This window comes from Phenylobacterium sp. SCN 70-31, assembly GCF_001724605.1.
Taxonomy (GTDB): domain Bacteria; phylum Pseudomonadota; class Alphaproteobacteria; order Caulobacterales; family Caulobacteraceae; genus Phenylobacterium.
In genome coordinates, this window is record NZ_MEEX01000037.1 from 1 (window position 1) to 14,146 (window position 14,146).

Here is a 14,146-nt window from a genome sequence, read left to right on the forward strand (position 1 = left end):
CGCCGCATCGGCAGGCTGCTCGAATGCTTCTCAGCCGCCGAGTGCGCCAATTACATCAGGCATGCCGGATATGCGTCTATCTAAACCGAACGCGCTCTAAGCCGCCCGGGCGATCACCCGGTTGCGGCCGGCGGACTTGGCTTCGTAGACGGCCTCGTCGGCGCGCTTGAGCAGGGCGTTCGACGTGTCGTCCGTCCCGGCGCTGGTGGCCACGCCGATGGATATGGTCACCGACAGCAGCTCCTGGCCGCCCATCACGCGGAACGGCGCGCCGGCCACGTGCAGGCGGATGCGCTCGGCGATGCGCCGGGCGTTCTCCAGGTCGGTGTCGGGCATCACCACGACGAACTCCTCGCCCCCGTGGCGCACCGGCAGGTCGATGGCGCGCACGTTCGACGCCAGACGCACGGCGAACTCGGCCAGCACCTCGTCGCCCACGTCGTGGCCGAAGCTGTCGTTCACCCGCTTGAAGTGGTCGATGTCGATGACCAGCACCGAGACCGGCTCGCCCCCCTGCCCCGCCCGTCGCATCAGCGCCTCGAGCTGGCCGGCCATGTAGCGGCGGTTGTGCAGCCCCGTGAGCTGGTCGGTCACCGCCAGTTCCAGCGAGTGGTCCAGGTTCGAGCGCAGATAGTCGGTGTAGCGCTTGCGGCGGATCTGCGTACGCACCCGCGCCGCCAGCTCGCCGGGATCGATGGGCCGGGCCAGGATGTCGTTGATCCCGATCTCCAGCGCCTTCAGCGCCTTGCGGCGCTCGTCCAGGTCCACCACCGCCAGCACCGGCACGTTCCGCGTCGCCTCGTCCGAGCGGAGCTGGGCGGCGAAGCGCAGGCCGTCGAACGCCTTGGCGTTGGCGTTGACGATGATCAGGTCCACCAGGCTCCGGGCGGTGAGCAGGGCCTTCTCGGCCTCGCATTCCACCACCGGCCGGTGCTCGACCGCCAGTTCGGCGGCCACCCGTTCGGCCTGGCGCACGTTGTCGTCCACGATCAGGATGCGGCCGCCCGATCCGCCCAGGCGCGAGGCCGCGCCGGCGATCACGCCCATGCGGCGGCCCGAGGCCTCGCGGTCGCGCAGTTCGTCGATCACGCCCTTCAGCCGCGTCAGGCTGCGCACGCGGGCGAACAGCATGACGTCGTCGATGGGCTTGGTGAGGAAGTCGTCGGCGCCCGCCTCCAGGCCCGCCACCCGGTCGGCGCGCCCGTCCAGGGCGGTGACCAGCACGACCGGGATGTGCCGGGTCAGCGGGTCGTCCTTGAGCCGGCGGCACACGTCGAAGCCGTCCATGCCGGGCATCATCACGTCCAGCAGCACGATGTCGGGCAGCTCGGCCGCCGCCAGGGCCAGGGCCGTGGGGCCGTCCTGGGCCGTCAGGACCTCGTAGTACTCGGCCGACAGCTTCGCCTCGAGCAGGCGGACGTTCGATTCGATGTCGTCGACGACCAGGATCCGCGCGGACATGGCTAGTTCAGCAGCCGGCGGATCGTGTCGAGGAAGTGCGTCACCGAGATCGGCTTCGAGATATAGGCCTCGCACCCGCCCTCGCGGATGCGCTCCTCGTCGCCCTTCATGGCGAAGGCGGTCACGGCGACGACCGGGATGTGGGCCAGATCGTCGTCTTCCTTCAGCCACTTGGTGACTTCGAGGCCCGAGATCTCGGGAAGCTGGATGTCCATCAGGATCAGGTCGGGCCTGTGCTCGCGCGCAAGCGACAGCGCCGCGAGTCCTTCGCGGGTCTCCAGGATCTCGTAGCCCTGGGCTTCGAGCAGATCATGAAACAGCTTCATGTTCAGCTCGTTATCCTCGACGATGAGGACTTTCTTGGCCATTCGGGACCCGACGCTCTCCTCGGACCAGGCCGCAGTCGGCCCACCCCACCCTTCCCGTTCTTATCCCTCGGGATATCCTTAAACTTCGTTATCCGCGTTCACGTCAGCCTGGACCCCGCCTTGACGAACCCCGCCGAGCCCGCCGCGCCCCGCCTCGCCGACCTGGGCCTGTCGCCCGACCGGCCGCTCGTGCTGGTGGACGTGGACGAGGTGCTGGGCCTGTTCATGCAGGGGTTCGGCGACTACGTGGCCCGCCACGGCCTGGAGATGCGGATCGAGCGGTTCGCCCTGTTCCAGAACATCTACCGCCCCGGCGAGACGCAGCACCTGGACATCGCCGAGGGCAAGCGGCTGTTCGACGCCTTCTTCGCCGGCCACTGCCACGAGATGGAGCCCGCGCCCGGGGCCATCGCCGCGCTGAACCGCCTTTCCGACCGCGCCGAGATCCTCATCCTGTCGAACGCGCCGGCCGACGCCGAGCGCCTGCGCGCCGAATGGCTCCGCAAGCATGGGCTGAAACACCCGTTGGTGCTGAACTCCGGTCCCAAGGGGCCGATCGCCGCCGGCCTCGTGGCCCAGACGGCGCAGCCCACCGCCTTCGTGGACGACCTGCTCTCGAACCTGGACTCGGTGGCCGACCACGCGCCGCGCACGGCCACCTTCCAGCACGTCGCCGACCTGCGCCTGCGCCCCTTCGCGCCGCTGTCCGACCGTCACCCCCGCATCGACGACTGGCCCGAGTTGGGCGAGCGCATCGCCCGCGCCGTCAGCGGCTAGACCCCACCCGCGCCAGCGGCACGTCCGCGAACATCAGGCGCTCTTCCCGGTTCGGATCGTTCACGACCCGCGATTCCACGTCGAACACCATGGTGGCGCGGCTGTCGGGGCGATAGGGCGCCCAGCCCGGATCGCCGGTGCGGGCGAACCGGATCCAGGCGTCGCTCATCGCGTCGGCCACCTTCTGGGCCTCGGGCGAGTCGCCCGACATCGAGACCGACTTGGCGACGTTGTCGAACATGAGGGCGATATCCAGGGCGTGCGGCGACTTCCAGCGGCCGCCGTCCACCGGCGTCTCCCAGTTCAGCAGGTACATGTAGGCCGGCGCCCCCTCCTGGGCCGCCTTCCGCTCGGCCTGGGTGATGGCGGCCTTGCGCGTCGCCCGCACGGTGGCGATCGTGAACAGGATGTCGCTGGGCCTGGCGTCGGGATAGAGCCTCCGGAACGCCGCGATGGTCTCCGGCCCGTCCACGTCGGCCAGGAACGGGGCCGCGCGGGCCGGCAGATCGTCCCAGGTGGCGCGGAACGACGACGGAACGCGCCCCCCGAGCAGCAGGGTCATCTCGTCCTTCGTGGTCCCGATCAGCATCGGCACATTGCGCGACACCTCGGGGGCGTCGGGCGTGAACGGGTGGCGGGGCAAGGCGCGCCCGTCGACCACGGGGCGCAGTTCCACCGCCGCCTTCCGCAGCCCCGCGACCAGTTGCTCCCGCGGCAGCGCGCGCCACGCCTGGGCGTCGTCCGGCGCGACGCCGCAGGCGGCGGCCAGCTTCCGCATGCTTTCCGACGCTTCCTCGGGCGTCAGTCCGGTCAGGCTCGAGCCGCTCTGCACCGCCGCCCGGTGGAAAAGGCCCGCGGCGGCCGGCATGGCCATCAGGGTCGAAACCTTTCCGCCGCCGCCGGATTCGCCGAAGATCATCACATTGCCCGGGTCGCCCCCGAACTCGGCGATGTTGTCCCGCACCCAGCGCAGCGCCAGGATCATGTCGAGATTGCCGGCGTTGCCCGAGTCGGCCAGCTCCGAAGCCGCGCTCGGTCCCATGTAGCCGTAGCCGAAGACGTTCAGCCGATGGTTCACCGTGACCACCACGACGTCGCCGCGCTTGCAGAGCCGGACGCCGTCATAGCCGTGGCTGGACCCCGACCCGACCGAGAAGCCGCCGCCGTGGAACCACACCATCACCGGCCGCCGCCCCCCGTCGCCAAGGCCCGGCGTCCAGACGTTGAGGAACAGGCAGTCCTCGCTGTCCGGCTGGGGGTTCGCCCACGAGCGGAACAGTCCGCCGCCGTCGCCGCCCGACACCTGCGGAGACTGGGCCCCGAACTCCAGGGCGTCGGCCACGCCGCGCCAGGGTGTCGGCGGTTTGGGGGGCTGGAATCGGCGGCCCTCGGTGCTCGCGCCATAGCGAACGCCCCGGAACACGTTGATCCCGTCGACCTGCACGCCACGCACCCGCCCCGCACGCGTCGCGGCCACGGGTGGCGGCGCGGCGCCCCAGGCCCCGGCAGCCGGCATGAGCGCCGAGATCGCGGCGGCGGCCAGCAGGCCCCGGCGGTGCAACGTATCCATCCTGCCCTCCCGGCCGGCGTGGAGCGCCAGCGCATCATACCCATTTTTCTAAATTGGAGTCCGTCGCGAGTCCAGCCTCTCGAGCCCGACAGGAGAGCCTCACGCGCGCGCCCGGATCGCGTATATCTGATCGCATGATCCGCATCGGCGTGGACTTCGGCGGCACCAAGATCGAGGCGGCGGCGCTCGACGCCGACGGCCGGTTCCAGGCGCGGGTGCGTGGGCCGACCCCGCCCGCCTACGAAGATCGCCTGGAGGCCACCCGCGCGATCGTGGCCGAGGCCGAGCGGCAGGCGGGCGTCCGGACCGACCGCGTGGGCGTGGGCGGCCCCGGCTCCCCGTCGCCCAGGACCGGGACGATGCGGAACTCCAACTCCACGGTCCTGAACGGGCGCCCGTTCCCGGCCGATCTCGCGCGGGTGCTGGAGCGCCGGGTGCGCTACGCCAACGACGCCAACTGCCTGGCGCTGTCCGAGGCCGTCGACGGGGCGGCCGCCGGCGCCGGGGTGGTCTTCGCCGCCATCCTGGGCACGGGCTGCGGCGCCGGCCTCGCCGTCGACGGCCGGATCGTGGAAGGGCGCAACGGCATCGCCGGCGAATGGGGCCACATGCCCCTGCCCTCGCCTCGGCCGTGGGACCCGCAGATCGCCTGCTGGTGCGGGCGCGCCAACTGCATGGAGCTGTTCGTCAGCGGAACCGGCTTCGCCCGCGACGCGGGCCTGGGCGGCGAGGACGCCATCGCCGCCATGCGCGCCGGCGACGCGAACGCCGGCGCGGCCTTCGACCGCTATCTGGACCGCCTGGCCCGCGGCCTGGGCGTCATCGTCAACGTGCTGGACCCCGACGTCGTCGTGCTGGGCGGCGGCATGTCGAACATCGCCGAGATCTACGCCCGGCTCCCCGCCGCCCTGGCCCCGCACGCCTTCTCGGACGTCTTCGACACGCCGGTCCGCCCGGCCCTCCATGGCGACTCCTCGGGCGTGCGCGGCGCGGCCTGGCTGTGGCCCCGGGCATGACGGCGCCATGAAGGCCTTCTGCCGCGACTGCTTCCGGGCCTTCGACGCGCCGCCGCCGCGGTGCCCGACCTGCGGCTCGCCCCGCATCGCGGCCCATCCCGAGTTGGACCGGCTGACGATCGCGCACATGGACTGCGACGCCTTCTACGCCAGCGTCGAGAAGCGCGACCGGCCCGAGCTGCGGGACCGGCCCGTCATCGTCGGCGGCGGCAAGCGCGGGGTGGTCACCACCTGCTGCTACATCGCCCGCATCTCGGGCGTGCGCTCGGCCATGCCGATGTTCAAGGCGCTGAAGCTCTGCCCCGAAGCCGTGGTCATCAAACCCGACTTCACGAAGTACCGCGCCGAATCGAAGCGCATCCTGGGCCTGGCCGCCGACCTCACGCCCCTGATCCAACCCCTGAGCCTGGACGAGGCCTGGCTCGACCTCTCGGGCACCGAGCGGCTGCACGGCGCCCCGCCGGCGCTCACCCTGGCCCGCCTCCAGGCCCGTATCGAGGCCGAGACGGGCCTGACCGTCTCCATCGGCCTCGCCCCCAACAAGTTCCTGGCCAAGATCGCCTCCGACCTGGACAAGCCCCGCGGCTTCTCGGTGATCGGCGCCGAGGCGGCCGCCTTCCTGGCCCCGCGGCCGGTGCGCATCCTGCCCGGCGTCGGCCCCGCGATGGTGGCCACGCTGGAGAAGGCGGGCTTCCGCACCGTGGGCGACCTGGCCCGCGCCGACCGGAAAGTGCTGGCCGACCGCTGGGGCGCGCACGGCCTGCGCCTCTCCGAGCTGGCGCACGGGCGCGACACGCGCAGCGTCAATCCCAACGAGGCCCGCAAGGCGATCAGCGCCGAGACCACCTTCAACGACGACCTGTCCCGGCTCGGCGACCTGGAGGACCGGCTGGCCCCGCTCTGCGAGCGGGTGGCGCGGCAGGCCCGGACGGCTGGCGTCGCGGGCCGGGTGGTCACGCTCAAACTGCGCGCCACCGACTTCCGCATCGTCACCCGCCGCCGCACCCTGCCCGTGGCCACCCAGACGGCGCACACCCTCTTCAAGGTCGGGCGCGAGCTCCTGGCCCGCGAGGCGACCGGCCAGCCCTGGCGGCTCATCGGCGTCGGGATCGCCGATCTGGTCGACGCCGCCGAGGCCGGGGCCGACTTCTTCGCCGAGGACGAGCGCCGGGCGCTGGCCAGCGAGCGCTCGGTCGACGCCCTCCGCGACCGATTCGGGCCGGGCGCGGTCACCTCCGGGCGCCTCCTTCGCGCCCGCGGAACGTACAGGGAAGAGTGAGAACGCCCCCGAAACAGGCGCCCCGCCAGGAACCGGCGCCGCCCCGGCATGGGCGCCCCCGCCCCTACGTCAAGGTCAACCGCGACGATTCAACCCTTCCAAAAGGCGCTATCTTCCATATCTAATCGGAAGATCGAACGATCGAGGCGCCGCCCCAGGAGACCAGGCAGATGAGCGAACGGAAGGAAGGCGGTGCAGACACCGGCGTTCGCTCCGCGGTCGTCACCCAGACGAAGCCGAAGACGCAGAAGCCGGCCATGTATCGGGTTCTTCTGCTCAACGACGACTACACGCCGATGGAATTCGTCGTGTACGTACTCGAGCAATTCTTCAACAAATCGCGCGAAGACGCGACTCGCATCATGCTCCATGTTCATCAACATGGCGTGGGCGTCTGCGGGGTCTACACATACGAAGTGGCGGAAACGAAAGTAGCCCAAGTCGTTGATACGGCGCGGCGGCATCAACACCCGCTGCAGTGCACCATGGAAAAGGACTGAGGCGTTTGCCGTCATTTTCTCGCCAGCTCGAAGAATCCCTCCACCGCGCGGTGGCCTACGCCAACCAGCGCAAACACGAATACGCGACGCTCGAGCACCTGCTGCTCAGCCTGGTCGACGACGAGGACGCGGCCGCCGTGATGCGCGCCTGCGACGTCGAGCTCCAGGCGCTTCGCACCACCCTCACCAACTACGTCGACAATGAGCTGCGCTCGCTCGTGGTCGACGACGGCGAGGACGCCAAGCCCACGGCGGGTTTCCAGCGCGTGATCCAGCGCGCGGTGATCCACGTCCAGTCCTCGGGCCGCGAGGAGGTGACCGGCGCCAACGTGCTGGTGGCCATCTTCAGCGAGCGCGAGAGCCACGCCGCCTACTTCCTGCAGGAGCAGGACATGACGCGGTACGACGCGGTGAACTACATCGCCCACGGCATCGCCAAGAAGGCCGGCGCCTCCGAAGCCAAGCCCGTGAAGGGCGCCGAGGACGAGGAGAAGCCCCAGGTCAAGACCGGCGGCGAGGCGCTCGAGGCCTACTGCGTCAACCTCAACGAGAAGGCCAAGCAGGGTAAGGTCGACCCCCTCATCGGGCGGATGGCCGAGGTCGAGCGCTGCATCCAGATCCTGTGCCGCCGCACCAAGAACAACCCGCTCCTGGTCGGCGATCCCGGCGTCGGCAAGACCGCCATCGCCGAGGGCCTGGCGCGCAAGATCGTCAACAAGCAGGTGCCCGACGTCCTGGCGGGCTCGACCATCTTCTCGCTCGACATGGGCGCGCTGCTGGCCGGCACCCGCTACCGCGGCGACTTCGAGGAGCGCATCAAGCAGGTGGTCAAGGAGCTGGAGAACCACCCCGACGCGGTGCTCTTCATCGACGAGATCCACACCGTGATCGGCGCCGGCGCCACCAGCGGCGGGGCGATGGACGCCTCCAACCTGCTCAAGCCGGCCCTGGCGTCGGGAACCCTGCGCTGCATGGGCTCGACCACCTACAAGGAGTTCCGCCAGCACTTCGAGAAGGACCGGGCCCTGGTCCGGCGCTTCCAGAAGATCGACGTGAACGAGCCCACGATCGAGGACACCATCAAGATCCTCAAGGGCCTGAAGACCTACTACGAAGAGTTCCACAAGCTCCGCTACACCAACGACGCCATCAAGGCGGCGGTCGAGCTATCGGCCAAGTACATCAACGACCGCAAGCTGCCCGACAAGGCGATCGACATCATCGACGAGGCCGGCGCTTCCCAGATGCTGCTGCCCGAGGGCAAGCGGAAGAAGACCATCGGGCTGAAGGAGGTCGAGGCCGTCGTCGCCAAGATCGCCCGCATCCCGCCCAAGTCGGTCTCCAAGTCCGACACCGAGGCGCTGAAACAGCTCGAGACCGACCTCAAGCGCGCGGTCTACGGCCAGGACGCCGCGATCGAGTCCCTTTCCGCCGCCATGAAGATGGCGCGGGCGGGCCTGCGCGACGCCAACAAGCCCATCGGCTGCTACCTCTTCTCCGGCCCCACCGGCACCGGCAAGACCGAGACGGCGCGCCAGCTAGCCTCCACCCTGGGCATCGAGCTCCTGCGGTTCGACATGTCCGAGTACATGGAGCGCCACACGGTCAGCCGCCTCATCGGCGCGCCTCCCGGCTATGTGGGCTTCGACCAGGGCGGCCTGCTGACCGACGCGGTCGACCAGCATCCGCACTCGGTGGTCCTGCTGGACGAGATCGAGAAGGCGCACCCCGACGTCTTCAACATCCTGCTCCAGGTCATGGACCACGGGCAGCTCACCGACTCGAACGGCAAGAAGATCGACTTCCGCAACGTGGTCCTCATCATGACCACCAACGCCGGCGCCTCCGACGCCCAGCGCAACGCCATCGGCTTCGGCCGCGGCAAGCAGGAGGACGAGGTCGACGAGGCGCTGAAGCGGCTGTTCACGCCCGAGTTCCGCAACCGCCTGGACGCCATCGTCCAGTTCCGCGCGCTCACGCCCGAGATCATCCGCCAGGTGGTGCTCAAGTTCGTCATGCAGCTCGAGGCCCAGCTCGCGGATCGGCACGTCACCATCGAGACCTCCGACGAGGCGGCCGACTGGCTGGCCAAGAACGGCTTCGACGAACTCTACGGCGCCCGGCCCCTGGCCCGGGTCATCCAGGAGAACATCAAGAAGCCCCTGGCCGACGAGATCCTGTTCGGCCGGCTGGCCAAGGGCGGCCACGTCCGCGTGGTGCTCAAGGACGGCAAGCTGGGCTTCGAGATCGAGGGCGAGGAACGCGAACGCGGCGCCCCTGTGGTCGAGGCCCCGGCGGACGAGCCCGAAGCGGTGGACTGACATCGCCGCCCGCGGGATTGAGGGACTTCCGCCTCTGTTGGAATGGAGAAGGCCCGGGCCAGCGCCCGGGCCTTTTGCTTTGGAAGATCGGCTTCCGAGCGCAAGCGGTCGGCTATGGTGGCCGGGGATGTCGGCAGGACCATGCGCTCGGCTTCCGGGGCCCCGCCGGGCTCATGGAGAAGCCGCCGATGCGGCGCCGTTCCTCCTCCCCCATTGGGGAGGGCGACCGCCCGCAGGGCGGTGGAGGGGGAGCGACCTCAAGCTCGGCGTTCCGGGCGAAGCCCCCTCAACCCTGCTGCACAGGGTTCCCCCACGGGGGGGTACGGTGAGGCGACAACCCGCCCCTCTAACCTTTCGAGTCCTTGACAGACTCTACGCACGATCGACCAGGGTGAAGCGGTACTCCACCACCCGCCCCGGAGCGACGTCGCTCGACCGCGCCCCGGAGAGGATCACCGGCTGTCCGGCTGCGATCTTCGGCTCGACCCGCTGCCCGTTCGCGTTGACGACATCCAGGACGGCTGTCGGTCTTCCACTGTCCGTCACCACGATCTCCAGGAAGGTCGGCTCCGACTCGTTTCCGCTGTCGTCGACGACCACGAGTTTGAAGCGGTGGACACCCGGGGACAGACTGCTGGCGTCGACCGTGACCTGGGGCTCGCTCTGCGCGACGGTCTTCCCAACGGTGAACTCGGTCATGCCCTGTCGCCCTCGACTATCTACCGACACGATAGCACCAATCAACCATTAGACGAGTCTCCACTCGCCCGAACCCTCCTTTGAACGGCGCCGGCCCCCCGGCGCCTCACTACCTCTTGCGTCACGAGATCATATGTTCTATCTTTGTTCTCATGTCGTCCGAGCCGACCACGTCCGAGATGCTGTCCGAGCTGGGGGCCTGCGCCTATCGGCTGGGGGTGGCGTTCGCGGAACAGGCCGAGGCCGAGACGGTCTGGGCGCGCAAGCTGGAGCTGTTCCAGCTCTTCGACCGCTGCTTCTCGGGCTTCCGGATTTCGGTCGCGCTCGACCTGCGCCTGCGCCAGGAAGCGCGCCGCGATGGCGCGGCGGGCGCACGTCCTGGAACCGCCCCCCTCTCCGAACGCGAGCCGGCCGAACGGGACCCCGTCGAACGCGAGGCTCCCGAACGCGAGCGGATGGAATACGACCGCGACCGCGAGACCGAGCGGGCCAGCCTGCCTGTCCTGCTCAAGACCCTGAACGGCGTCGTGGCCGAGGCGAACGCCCTTCCCGGCCCGCCGCCGGCCGAGCTTCCCACCCTGCGCGAGCTGCTGGCCCGGATCGGCGCCACGGGGGCGAGCGCTCCCCAAAGCCCGCCCGGCTCCAGGTCGCCCGATTTGGGAGGCGGCCCCGGAAACAGTCCCGGAAGCGGCGCCAACGCCCTGCGCGCCCGGCTGGTGGGTTCCGCCGGGGTCGGCCTCGCCCGACCACCGGCTGGGTCTTCGCCCCTCGCCGTCCCGCGGCGACCGTCCACCGGCCCGCCGCCCCGACGGGGTTGATCCGGCGCGGATCGATCCGTCCCCGGCCCCGGCCGCAGAGCGGCCTCCCCCTCGCCTCATACGTTCCCCGGCCGGCGTCCGCCGGTGCGGGCGCTCGCCCTATGGAAAAGGCCCCGGAACCGATGTTCCGGGGCCCTTCCTGTGAAGCTCGGATCTGGCCTCCTGGCGGACGCCGGACGGATACCGGGATGGTGTTCAGGCGGTGCGGTCGGACGGCTGCGCCGGTTCGGCGGGCGACGCGGCGACCGGAGCCTGCACCGGCTCGACCTCGACCACCGCAGCCTCTTCCACAGGCCCCTCCTGAGCGGCGGCCTGCTGCGCCTCGCGCGCCTCCTGGAGCTGGGTGCGGACCTGGCCGATCTTCTGGGTGGCGGTCTGGGCCGCCCCCTGGGCCAGGGCGCCGGCCCGGTTGCCCGCCTTCTGGAGGCTTTCCTTGAGGATCAGGCCGTCGTCGGTCTTGAACTCGGGCAGCACTTCCAGGCCGCTCTCGTCCACGGTGAAGAACGGCGCCTCGGGGAAGCCCACGGCCGAGGCGAACAGCGCCTGGGGCAGCGAGGAGCGGTAGCTGTTATAGACGCTGGCCGCCTCGTTGTACTGCTCGCGCCGGCTCTGGAGGTTGCCCTCGATCTCGTGCAGCTGCGACATCAACTGCTGGTAGGTGGCGTTGGCCTTGAGGTCGGGGAACGACATGGCCAGCCCCGAGAACAGCCGCGAGGCGTTCTCCATGTCGGGGCCGACGCCGGCGACGCCGCTCATGTTCGTCGACGCGGTGATCTGGGTCAGCTTTTCGTGGTCGCCATAGGACTTGGCGATGTCGCTCAGCCGGCCCACGAGGTCTCCGCGCTTCTTCATCGCCGCGGCGATGTCGCCGCGGAAGCGCTTCACCTGATTTCCCAGCTTCTGCAGATGGTTATACTTAACGACAAAGGCGCCCAGCAGGCCGAGCACGATCAGGAGAAGCAGCAGTTCCATGAGTCTCAACGCCCCCGGGAGCGCGACGAGGCCCGCGGCGCTCCGTTCATGACAAGCCGCACGTCCCGTCGCAGGCGGGACGGCGCGACCTCCATTGCCTAGACCAACTCGCTCGTACGGCCAAGTCGTGACACCCGATGGGGGAACTGCTCGCCGACGATCCGCCGCGTAGCGTTCGCCCGGTGCAAGGCTCGGTCGATCATCCTACGCGCCGAACTGACCGGCCAGAAGAACCCCGATCTCAGCCATCAGGGCGAACCGGTGCAGATGCACAAACCCCGTGAGCCAGCGGTCGCCGATCTCCCTGTGTGAAGGCCCCATCACGAGCGCCAGCACGCGCCCGTTGCGCATGCGTGCGACGTTGCCGCCGCGAGGAGTCAGGCTGCCGCCGAGTTTGGCGCGAAGGCGCGCCGCATCGGTGATCGGCGCAAAGTATTCGGCCACGTGCGGCGGAATCCGATTCTGCGCCCTGAGCTGCTTCAGCCGAATGATCGACGCCACGAGCCCGAACGCCGCCGCCCCGAAGGCGATGTTCGCCGCGGCCAGGCCCGCAGGCGAAGTCATGAGATCTTTGCGGAAATCTGCGCCGCCAGCGCCTTCAGTTCCTCGACGTCCGCCATCCCCTCGGCGTGGCGGCCCAGGGGCGTTCCCTCCCACCGCGGGATGATGTGGAAATGCAGGTGATAGACGGTCTGCCCCGCCGGCGCGCCGTTGAACTGGCTGATCATGATCCCGTCGGGGTTCAGCGCCGCGCGCACCGCCTTGGCCACCCGCTGCACGCCCGCCATCAGCGGCCCGAGGGTCTCGGGCGCTTCCTCCAGCAGGTTGCGCGCCGTCGAATGCTTCGGGATCACCAGCGTGTGGCCCTTCGACTGCGGGAACACGTCCATGAACGCGAACACATGCTCGTCCTCGAAGACCCGCACCGAAGGCGCCTCGCCCCGCAGGATCTTCGCGAAGATGTTGCCGGCGTCGTACGTCCCGTCCAGGCTCATGCCCAAGCGCTCCCTCTGAAACTGGGACCTGCCTACCAAATCGCCGGGGATCGCGGAACGCGGCGTGCGGGCTCTCACCGCCCGAGCCGGCTCTCCAGCACCTCGAGCGCGCGGTCCAGATCGGCGTCCCGCACGCGGCAGAGATCGGCGGCGGTGCGCGGAACCTCGACGTCGGGCGTCACCGGCCGGTCGCCGAAGTCGCGGCCGTCCACGCCCCAGACGCCGCCCACCGGCACGGTCAGCCGCCATCCGCCCGACAGGCCGAAGCGGTCGCTGCTGAGCAGTTGGCCGGCGGTGGCGCGCCCCACCAGCGGGGCGCCCGCCAGTTCGCGCATGATGTGGGCGAAGCCCTCGCCGGCGCTGGCCGTCTCGCCCGACATCACCACGACCACCGCGCCCTTGTAGCGCTTCGCGCCCATCTCCTCCGAGTGATAGACGGCGGCGCCCTGGCCCCGTTCGACGGCCGCGAAGACCGCTCCGTCGGTATAGGCGCCCTGGGTCGGCGCGAGGTTCGCGAGATCGGCCGCGGTCGCCCGCCGGCCCAGGCGTTCCAGATAGGGGCGCGCCAGCAGCGCGACTGCCGGCCGGCTCTCGCCCGAGAAGTAGCTGGCCAGCCGCAGCGCCGAGAGGTTGCCCCCGCTGTTCCGCCGGATGTCGATGACCACGCCCTGGGTGTCGGCCAGCGCGTCCATCGCGCGGTCGGCGAGGTCGGCGGCGCCGTCGTCGAAACGGTCGATGCGGAGATAGCCCACCTTCAGCCCCGGCCGCAGGCCCAGGACGCGCCAGGACAGGCCGGGATGCGGCGGCGGCCAGCCCGACTGCTCGTGCCGGATCCGCATCCGCCGGACCTCGCCGTCGCAGCCCAGGGCCTCGACATCGACGGCGCCGCCCAGCGGGCCTGCGAGCGACTTCGGACCCACGATCCGGTCGCCCACGCGAAGGCCCTGGCGCTGCGCGTCGGACAGCGGCGCGACCTCGACCACCACCCGCGCGCCGTCGATCCTCTCGATCTCGGCGCCGATCCCGACTCCCCCGCGCGTCGCGTTCGCCGCGGGCGGCGAGAGGTGGAGGTGGGACACGCCCAGCTCGTTGAGCATCCGGTTGGCGACCCGCCCGAACGCCGCATCGTCCGGGGCGGCCGACGCCTCGGCGCGATAGCGGTCGCCCACGGCGCGCCAGTCACGGCCGTTGAACGTGGGATCGTAGAAGTTGGTCTCGACGGTCTTCCAGACCTCGTCGAACAGCGCGCCGTAGGCCGACGGCGGGTCGGCGGCGCGGACGGGCGACGCAAGGACGAAGAGACTGGCGAGGGCGGCGGCCAGCGGACGGACGATCATCTAAGCGGCTCCATGCGGGAGCCGGCCGCCTGC

Annotated in this window: 14 protein-coding genes; 6 read left to right on the top strand and 8 right to left on the bottom strand. The window is 70.3% G+C overall.

Going from position 1 to position 14,146, the window contains the following annotated elements; all coding sequences use genetic code 11:
- Window positions 1-96: 96 nt before the first annotated feature.
- Both ABS78_RS20750 and ABS78_RS20755 read right to left on the bottom strand, forming a co-directional pair.
- Window positions 97-1,461 (bottom strand): PleD family two-component system response regulator, encoded by a 1,365-nt coding sequence (locus ABS78_RS20750; RefSeq protein ID WP_293383982.1) that lies wholly within the window; start codon window positions 1,459-1,461, stop codon window positions 97-99.
- Between the two features lie 2 nt (window positions 1,462-1,463).
- Window positions 1,464-1,829: a response regulator gene (locus ABS78_RS20755; RefSeq protein WP_293383984.1), complete on the bottom strand. Its 366-nt coding sequence runs from the start codon at window positions 1,827-1,829 to the stop codon at window positions 1,464-1,466.
- 120 nt (window positions 1,830-1,949) lie between these two features.
- Between ABS78_RS20755 and ABS78_RS20760 the strand changes: the two genes are divergently transcribed.
- On the top strand, window positions 1,950-2,606 hold the full coding sequence (locus ABS78_RS20760) for a hypothetical protein (protein ID WP_293383986.1): 657 nt from the start codon (window positions 1,950-1,952) through the stop codon (window positions 2,604-2,606).
- Here the strand turns inward: ABS78_RS20760 and ABS78_RS20765 are convergent.
- Entirely contained in the window at window positions 2,596-4,176 is a 1,581-nt protein-coding gene (locus ABS78_RS20765; RefSeq protein WP_293383989.1) for a carboxylesterase family protein, read from the bottom strand. The two genes, ABS78_RS20760 and ABS78_RS20765, sit on opposite strands and share 11 nt — an antisense overlap.
- A gap of 134 nt (window positions 4,177-4,310) precedes the next feature.
- On the opposite strand from ABS78_RS20765, the gene ABS78_RS20770 reads away from it, so the two are divergent.
- The 4 genes from ABS78_RS20770 to clpA all read left to right on the top strand — a co-directional run bounded on the left by ABS78_RS20770 (window position 4,311) and on the right by clpA (window position 9,292).
- Window positions 4,311-5,192: an ROK family protein gene (locus ABS78_RS20770; RefSeq protein WP_293383992.1), complete on the top strand. Its 882-nt coding sequence runs from the start codon at window positions 4,311-4,313 to the stop codon at window positions 5,190-5,192.
- Between the two features lie 7 nt (window positions 5,193-5,199).
- Complete coding sequence (locus ABS78_RS20775; protein ID WP_293383996.1) at window positions 5,200-6,471, top strand: DNA polymerase IV; 1,272 nt, start codon at window positions 5,200-5,202, stop codon at window positions 6,469-6,471.
- Window positions 6,472-6,641: 170 nt separating this feature from the next.
- Window positions 6,642-6,971, top strand: coding sequence for an ATP-dependent Clp protease adapter ClpS (gene clpS, locus ABS78_RS20780; protein ID WP_293383999.1), 330 nt, complete (start codon window positions 6,642-6,644; stop codon window positions 6,969-6,971).
- A 5-nt stretch (window positions 6,972-6,976) separates the two neighbouring features.
- Complete coding sequence (gene clpA, locus ABS78_RS20785) at window positions 6,977-9,292, top strand: ATP-dependent Clp protease ATP-binding subunit ClpA (RefSeq protein ID WP_293384003.1); 2,316 nt, start codon at window positions 6,977-6,979, stop codon at window positions 9,290-9,292.
- A gap of 372 nt (window positions 9,293-9,664) precedes the next feature.
- On the opposite strand, the gene ABS78_RS20790 is transcribed toward clpA, so the two are convergent.
- Complete coding sequence (locus tag ABS78_RS20790) at window positions 9,665-9,991, bottom strand: hypothetical protein (RefSeq protein WP_293384006.1); 327 nt, start codon at window positions 9,989-9,991, stop codon at window positions 9,665-9,667.
- A gap of 152 nt (window positions 9,992-10,143) precedes the next feature.
- On the opposite strand from ABS78_RS20790, the gene ABS78_RS20795 reads away from it, so the two are divergent.
- On the top strand, window positions 10,144-10,809 hold the full coding sequence (locus ABS78_RS20795) for a hypothetical protein (protein ID WP_293384009.1): 666 nt from the start codon (window positions 10,144-10,146) through the stop codon (window positions 10,807-10,809).
- 195 nt (window positions 10,810-11,004) lie between these two features.
- Here the strand turns inward: ABS78_RS20795 and ABS78_RS20800 are convergent, their stop codons facing one another.
- From ABS78_RS20800 to ABS78_RS20815, 4 genes are all read right to left on the bottom strand, one after another.
- A complete protein-coding gene (locus ABS78_RS20800; protein WP_293384012.1) occupies window positions 11,005-11,781 on the bottom strand; it encodes a LemA family protein in 777 nt (258 codons plus the stop codon).
- A 204-nt stretch (window positions 11,782-11,985) separates the two neighbouring features.
- A complete protein-coding gene (locus tag ABS78_RS20805; protein ID WP_293384015.1) occupies window positions 11,986-12,345 on the bottom strand; it encodes a hypothetical protein in 360 nt (119 codons plus the stop codon).
- A complete protein-coding gene (locus ABS78_RS20810; protein ID WP_293384018.1) occupies window positions 12,342-12,776 on the bottom strand; it encodes an HIT family protein in 435 nt (144 codons plus the stop codon). The genes ABS78_RS20805 and ABS78_RS20810 overlap by 4 nt, the downstream gene beginning before the upstream one ends.
- 74 nt (window positions 12,777-12,850) lie before the next feature.
- Window positions 12,851-14,113: a S41 family peptidase gene (locus tag ABS78_RS20815; RefSeq protein ID WP_293384021.1), complete on the bottom strand. Its 1,263-nt coding sequence runs from the start codon at window positions 14,111-14,113 to the stop codon at window positions 12,851-12,853.
- Window positions 14,114-14,146 lie beyond the last annotated feature (33 nt).

Coding starts and splice junctions, on each gene's coding strand:
- ABS78_RS20765 (WP_293383989.1), bottom strand. CDS start 4,176: ATGGATACGTTGCACCGCCGGGGCCTGCTGGCCGCCGCCGCGATCTCG.
- ABS78_RS20770 (WP_293383992.1), top strand. CDS start 4,311: ATGATCCGCATCGGCGTGGACTTCGGCGGCACCAAGATCGAGGCGGCG.
- ABS78_RS20800 (WP_293384012.1), bottom strand. CDS start 11,781: ATGGAACTGCTGCTTCTCCTGATCGTGCTCGGCCTGCTGGGCGCCTTT.
- ABS78_RS20810 (WP_293384018.1), bottom strand. CDS start 12,776: ATGAGCCTGGACGGGACGTACGACGCCGGCAACATCTTCGCGAAGATC.
- ABS78_RS20805 (WP_293384015.1), bottom strand. CDS start 12,345: ATGACTTCGCCTGCGGGCCTGGCCGCGGCGAACATCGCCTTCGGGGCG.
- ABS78_RS20750 (WP_293383982.1), bottom strand. CDS start 1,461: ATGTCCGCGCGGATCCTGGTCGTCGACGACATCGAATCGAACGTCCGC.
- ABS78_RS20775 (WP_293383996.1), top strand. CDS start 5,200: ATGAAGGCCTTCTGCCGCGACTGCTTCCGGGCCTTCGACGCGCCGCCG.
- ABS78_RS20755 (WP_293383984.1), bottom strand. CDS start 1,829: ATGGCCAAGAAAGTCCTCATCGTCGAGGATAACGAGCTGAACATGAAG.
- ABS78_RS20790 (WP_293384006.1), bottom strand. CDS start 9,991: ATGACCGAGTTCACCGTTGGGAAGACCGTCGCGCAGAGCGAGCCCCAG.
- ABS78_RS20815 (WP_293384021.1), bottom strand. CDS start 14,113: ATGATCGTCCGTCCGCTGGCCGCCGCCCTCGCCAGTCTCTTCGTCCTT.
- clpS (WP_293383999.1), top strand. CDS start 6,642: ATGAGCGAACGGAAGGAAGGCGGTGCAGACACCGGCGTTCGCTCCGCG.
- ABS78_RS20795 (WP_293384009.1), top strand. CDS start 10,144: ATGTCGTCCGAGCCGACCACGTCCGAGATGCTGTCCGAGCTGGGGGCC.